This is a genomic window from Streptomyces sp. NH27 (genome assembly GCF_056859195.1).
In genome coordinates this window covers 1-6,513 of the sequence record NZ_JACEGK010000459.1, presented here as the reverse complement: position 1 = coordinate 6,513, position 6,513 = coordinate 1, and the positions used below count along the sequence as shown (strand labels likewise).

Sequence of the window (6,513 nt, the reverse complement as noted above, 5' to 3'; positions counted from 1 at the left end):
CCGCTGACCCACCCGGGCCCCCTTACGGACGGACGGCAGCCCGCCCCGGGCAGGGCCGCTGTGGCGGAGTACGGCAGCCAATCAGGGGGCGCGGGGAACTGCGCGCGCAACCATGTTCCGGCCGGTGGTCCGGACACGACAACAACAGCCCCTTTGGGCCGGTGGCGACCCGCGCCACCATCGCGGCTCGCGCCCCTGCGGGGGCACCCCCTTCCGCGGCAGCGGGTCCACCCGGGGAGGGGAGGGCACCCTTGTCCGAGGGGCACGGGTCCACCCGGGGATGGAGTGACGCACTAACGTGTGGCGACCGCCACACGTTAGCCTGCTTGCATGGCCCTGGGGACTTCATCCACACGCACGGACCGCGCGATCACGATCCGTGAGCTACTCGCGTCCGGCCGGCGCTCGTACTCGTTCGAGTTCGCCGCGCCGCGGACCGAGAAGGGCGAGCGGACGCTGTGGAAGGCGATCCGGCGGATCGAGGCGGTGGGCCCCACCTTCGTGTCCGTCACGTACGGCGCCGGAGGGTCTTCGCGGGAGGGCACCGTGCGGGCCACCGACCGGATCGTCTCGGACACCACGCTGACCCCGTGCGCACACCTGACCGCGGTGAACCACTCGGTCGCCGAACTGCGCAACATCATCGGCCAGTACGCGGACGCGGGCATCCGCAACATCCTCGCGGTGCGCGGCGACCCGCCCGGCGATCCGATGGGCGAGTGGGTGCCGCACCCGCAGGGGCTGACGTACGCGGCCGAACTGGTGCGGCTGGTCAAGGAGTCCGGGGACTTCTGCGTCGGGGTCGCGGCGTTCACCGAGATGCACCCGCGCTCGACCGACCCGGCGGACGACACCCGGCACTTCGTCGAAAAGTGCCGGGCCGGCGCCGACTTCGCGATCACCCAGATGTTCTTCGACGCGGACGCGTACCTGCGGCTGCGGGACCGGGTGGACAAGGCGGGCTGCACCGTGCCGATCATCCCCGAGGTGATGCCGGTGACCAACGTCCGCCAGATCGAGCGCTTTTCGCAGCTCGGCAACGCGCCGTTCCCCGCCGACCTGGCCGAGCGCATCCTCGCGGTGCAGGACGACCCCGCGGCGGTGCGGGAGATCGGCATCGAGTTCACCACCGAGATGTGCCGGCGACTGATGGCCGAGGACATCCCGGGGCTCCACTTCATTACTCTTAATCACTCCACCGCATCGCTGGAGATCTACGAGAACCTCGGGCTGCATCGGCGGGCGGCGTGACCCCCTAGGTGAGGAAGTGGGCACATGGGTTATTCGGTGCTCTACATCGCGTTCGGCATCGTCGCGCTGTGGCTGCTGGGCGAAGTGCTGTTGCAGTACAAGGCCCGGCTGCGCTGGCGGGCGCTCGCTTTCGTGGGGTTCCTCGGCCTGGTCCTCGGGGTCGCCGAGCGCAGCGTGGTGCTCATCCTGCTGAGCGCGATCGCCTTCGGCACCGGGCAGAGCCTCGTCACGCTCTCCTACAAGCGCGGCTTCTCCACGGGTTGGGCGATAGGCGGCCGTCCCGGCTCCAGCCGGCGTCGCAGGGCCGCGGGCGCCCGCCCGGCCGAACCGGTGCTGGAGGTCGGCCCGATCGAGGCGGATCGGGCAGCCGGCCCCGACCCCGTCCAACAGCCTTCGCCTGCCGAGGAGTTGGCGGGCATGGGCGTCAACGTGACGGCGGTGCACGACTTCTCGGCCCCGCCGGGCGACCTGCGGGGGCCGGGCGATTTCGGCGCCGAGCAGGCGGTCTACCAGCCGGTGCCGATACAGGACGACAGCGGCGAATACCCGCTCTACGACGGCCAGTCGACGTACACCCCCGACCCGTACACCAGCGGCGGCTACGAGGGGTACGGCGCGCAGGGCTACGAGAGCTGGACCGGCCACGAGCAGCAGCAACCGGCCTGGGGCCAGGGCCAGGGCCAGGAGCAGAGTCAGGGCCAAGGACCGGGTCAGGACGGCGGCTACCAGGAGCAGCCCGCGCCGGCCGCCGCGTCGTACGGCTACGACCCCGACGACTACGACGTGTTCGGCAACACCCGCGGCGCCGACAGCGGCGGGTACGGCGGGCAGGGCGCCGGGGACTGGCAGTCCCCGCAGCCCTACCCGCAGCAGCCCGCGGCCGACCCGTACGGCGGCTACGGCTACGACCAGCAGGCGTACGACCAGCAGCAGCCGTACATCCCGCAGCAGCAGCAACAGCCGCCGTACGAGCAGCAGCAACAGCCCCAGCACCAGCAGGAGAACGCGGACCCGTACGACCCGTACCGCTACTGACGCCGGCCTGTCGCCGCCAAGCGGCTTCCGGTCAGCGGCCGTTGAGCAGGGACGGCAGCCGGGCCGCGGAAAGTCCCAGGCCCACCGGGGTGTTCCAGGGCCGCCCGGGGCGCTGCGCCGGCAACACGGCCGCGATGTGCGGGTAGTGCTTGAGCAGCGACTCCTCGGTGTAGCGGGCGCAGCCCTCGTGCCAGGTGAGGATGCCGGCCATCCAGTCCCGCAACTCCTGGGCGTAGCCGAGCAGTACCTCGCGTGCCGTCTCGTCGAGGTCGAACTCTTCGAAGAGCGTCGGCAGTTGGGTCTCGGTGATGTGCTGGAACTCCGTCATCCGGGCGGCCATCAGGTCCCCGACGACGTCCATCGCCTCCTGGGGCCCGCAGTCCAGGAAGTTCTGCACCACCAGTACCGCGTTGTGGATCTCGCCCTCGAACTCGATCTCCTTGCGGTAGGAGAACACGTCGTTGAGCAGGCAGGCGAAGTCCTGGGCGGCGACCTCCATGCCGTGCACCGGCCGGGAGCGGTAGATCTCGGCCGGCAGCGTGTCGCCGTGGCCGATCCGGGACAGGCTCATCGTCAGGTCCGAGCCGAACGTCTTGCGGCGCATCTCGATGTAGTCCACCGGGTCGGGTACCCGGTTGAGCTTCTGGTTGGCCAACTCCCACAGCCAGCTCTCGCACATGTCCTCGATCGAGGTGCGGAACCGCTGCCGCTCCGGCGGCGACATCGGGCCCGCGGTGCGCTGCCACAGGTCGGCCAGCGAGCGTTCCAGCGCCGTCAGCGGCGGCGGCACCGCGCCCGCGTCCAGCGGCATGAACAGCTTGAAGCGCTCGGTGGTGATCCGCGCCGCCGCCATGTCGCCGGCCCGGCCGAAGACGATCGGGTAGTAGTCGTCGCCGTAGGTGCCCCAGGTCAGCCAGTCCGTGGTCAGGTCCAACTCGTCCTGGGACGCGGCCGGATGGATGCCGGCCGAGCACAGCGCGAAGTCGTACCCGGCGAGCTTCTCCTCGTTCCACAGGCCGCCCGGCACCGGGAAGCCCGGTTCGGCGTCCAGCAGGCCCATCCGGCCGCTCCACGCCATGTTGTGCGCGCGGGAGGCGTCCAGGTGCGGGCTGAGCGTCGTCTCGAACGGCATCGGCACCGGTGCCCGCTTCACCCAGCCGACCTGCTGGAACGGCGCGTGGCCGTAGGCGCGGGCCCGCTGCGGCAGCGTCGCGGCCAGCGAGCCGGCGATCCGGGCCGCCGACGTGCCGATCCCGGTCGGTCCGCCGAGCACACCCACCGCCCGCGCGTTGTCGTCCGCGCCGTTCATGTAGCGGCTGGAGCGCAGGTGCCACTCGTGGCCGCCGGACTGCCAGTCCTGCAGGCCCTTCACATAGGCGAAGACGGCCAGCCGCTGCGCCGGGTCCAGCGCGAACTCGTCGAAGAGCGGCTCCACTTCGGTGAACGCGGTGTGCTCGAACTGCTGGAGCCGCGAGGTCAGCAGGTCGTTGACCGCGTCGGCGGCCTCCTGCGTGCTCAGGTCGAGGAACCGTTCCAGCACCAGTACTGCGTTGGACAGTTCACCCTCGTCCTCGATCTCGCGCTGGTACGAGAACAGGTCGTTGCGCAGGTGCACGCTGTCCGCGAAGCAGTCGCGCAGTACCCGCATCGGTCGGCTCGCCGCGATCGCGTCGGGCACCTCGGCGCCCGCCGCGTGCTCGATCAGGTTCGCCGACCACGGTGCGCCGCCGACCTTGCGGCGCATCTCGATGTACTCGATCGGGTTCGACACCCGCCCGGCGCTGATGTTGGACAGCTCCCAGAGGGACTCCTCCAGCAGGTGCCGGGTGCTCTCGTGGAACCGCCGCCGGTACCCCTCCGACATCTGCGGCACCGTCCGCCGCCACAGGTCGGCCAGGCCCGCTTCCACCTGGTTCGTCGGCTCCGGGACCTGCTGCGCGAGGTCCACCGGCATGAACGCCGGCAGCCGGTCCAGATACTCCTTCGCGCCCGCCATGTCCGGGGTGCGCTTGAAGATGTCCAGGAAGTGGTCGTCGAAGAAGAACACCCACACGTACCAGTCCGTCACCAGGTCCAACTCCGGCCCCGAGGCGTCCGGGTGGGTGTACGCGCACAGCAGGGCGTAGTCGTGCGAGTCGAAGTCCGATTCGGCCCAGATGCCCGAGCCCTCGATCATCGTCATCTCCCGGGCCCACTCCTTGGAGTGCTCCCGGGCGCGTTCGAGGTGCGGGTTCAGCCGCGCCGGGTACGGCACGTAGAACTTGGGCAGTTCGAAGGGCTGCGGCATCTCCGTTAAGACCTTCCGCTCAACTGATCACCTGTACAGCCCTCACGCTAGGTCGGACCCACCCGGTGCCGTGCGCTGATAACGCCCTTTTCCGCCCGATGAGTTGAATTCGCCCGCACGGCGATTAACGATCTTGTTCGCGGGTTCGCGGCGGAAATCGGCCCCGCCGCGTGCCGGGACGAGGTCAGCGGCTGCCGCCCGGGCCGCCGGCGACGAGGTCGGCGACGATCGCCGCGGACATACCCGCGTGCGGGAGCCCGCCGCCCGGATGGGCCCAACCCCCCAGGAAGTAGAGTCCCTTGAACGGCGTCCGGTTGGGCGGGCGGAAGAGGGCGCCGCCGGCCCCGGGGAGCGAGGGCACCGGCACCGAACCGCCCGCCGCACCCGTCTCCCGTTCCACGTCCCGCGGGGTGCGGACCTCGCGCCACAACTCCCGCTCCCGCAGGCCCGGAACGGCCCGCTCCGCGACCTCCAGCATCCGTTCGGCGAACGCGTCGGCGAACTCCCCACCGGACCAGTCCACCCCGGAACCGGAACCGGAACCGGAACCGGAGCCGCCGCGCCCGGCGGCGTGCCGCGGCACCGTCGCCGTCACGGTGACCGCCTCGTGCCCGTCGTCCGGCCGCGTCGCCGGGTCGTCCGGCCGCAGCACGGTGACCGTCAACGCCCCCTGCGCCGGCACCTCGACCCGACCGCGCCCGAACACCCAATCCAGCGCGGCCCCCCGATCAGCGGCGTGCACGACCGTACGGTGTGCCGCCCCGGCCGGGCGCGACCCGCGCAGCGCCACGTGCACCGTGCAGCGCCCCGGTTCGTCCCGCGCCCCGGCGAGCGGCCGCAGGTCCGTCCCGCCCGACGGGATGGTCTCCTGCGGGTGATACGGCACCGGCACCGACGCGGCCACCATGTCGGCGGCCTCGGTCGAGCCGTCCGCGAACCGGAGCCCGCGCACCTGGCCGGCGTGCACCTCCACGCCCGCCACCTCGGCGCCGAACCGGAACGCCACCTTCCGGGCCAGGCAGCGTGCGTACAGCGCGTCCGCGAGCGCCCGCATCCCGCCGCGGACGTACCAGACGCCGAACGACTGCTCCAGGTAGGGCAGTACGGTCGCCGCCGCGGGCGCCGTCCGCGGGTCGAGCCCGTTGCCCAGCGCGTACCACTCCAGCAGCGCGGCCGGCCGCGGATCGCCGCCCAGCTCGCCCGTGGCCACGTCGGCCAGGTGCGGCGGACGCCGCAGCAGGCCCTTGCGCCGGGCCGGGTAGGGGTCCTTGAACAGCGGCTTCGGGTCCCCGATCGGCTCCTCCAGCAGCGGCCGGCGAACGCCCTCCCACACCTCCCGCGCCCGTACCAGCACATCGCTCCATCGCTCGCCGCTGCCCGGGCCGAACGCGGCGTCCAGCGCGTCGATCACGCCCGAGCGGGAGGCGTTCGGCAGCGACACGTCGGTGCCGTCCGCGAAGACGTGCCGGCCGGCCGGGTCGGTCTGCACCAGCTCGACGCAGTCCTCCAGGCTCTCCCGGCCGGTCTTCACGAACAGGTCACGGTAGACCGCGGGGAGCTGCAACAGACCCGGCCCGGTATCGAAGGCGAAGCCGTCCCGGGCGAAGGCGCCGACGGCTCCGCCGTACGTCTGCGCGCGTTCGTACACCACGACGTCGTGCCCGCCCGTCGCGAGCCGCGCCGCCGCCGCCATCGCGGCCATCCCGGCACCCACCACCGCAATCCGTCCCATGACGCGAGCGTATCCACGCCGTGGGTTCAGCGGTCCGCCCGGGTGGCCGGACCTTGCGGTGCGTGGGTGGCTGGTCGCGCCGTTCTCCGCCAGGCGAAGCTCTGGGGGGAGAACCGCGCGACCGGCCATAAGTGACCGTATGGTCCCGGGACGGGGAAAAGGCGCAGGGTGGGTGGGCATACCTAGGTAGGGGAATGAGTAGCTGTAC

General features: G+C 71.7%; 4 protein-coding genes. 2 read left to right on the top strand and 2 right to left on the bottom strand.

The features are described from left to right. The first annotated feature begins 330 nt into the window (after positions 1–330). Both metF and AC13HU_RS29155 read left to right on the top strand, forming a co-directional pair. Positions 331–1,251, top strand: a complete 921-nt coding sequence (metF, locus tag AC13HU_RS29160; RefSeq protein ID WP_483044960.1) for a methylenetetrahydrofolate reductase [NAD(P)H] — start codon at positions 331–333, stop codon at positions 1,249–1,251. A gap of 24 nt (positions 1,252–1,275) precedes the next feature. Then, a complete protein-coding gene (locus tag AC13HU_RS29155) occupies positions 1,276–2,286 on the top strand; it encodes a hypothetical protein (RefSeq protein WP_483044959.1) in 1,011 nt (336 codons plus the stop codon). 31 nt (positions 2,287–2,317) lie between these two features. Here AC13HU_RS29155 and AC13HU_RS29150 read toward each other — a convergent pair whose 3' ends face one another. Both AC13HU_RS29150 and AC13HU_RS29145 read right to left on the bottom strand, forming a co-directional pair. Then, a complete protein-coding gene (locus AC13HU_RS29150; protein ID WP_483044958.1) occupies positions 2,318–4,573 on the bottom strand; it encodes a terpene synthase family protein in 2,256 nt (751 codons plus the stop codon). A gap of 184 nt (positions 4,574–4,757) precedes the next feature. Next, positions 4,758–6,305, bottom strand: a complete 1,548-nt coding sequence (locus tag AC13HU_RS29145; protein ID WP_483044957.1) for a phytoene desaturase family protein — start codon at positions 6,303–6,305, stop codon at positions 4,758–4,760. Positions 6,306–6,513 lie beyond the last annotated feature (208 nt).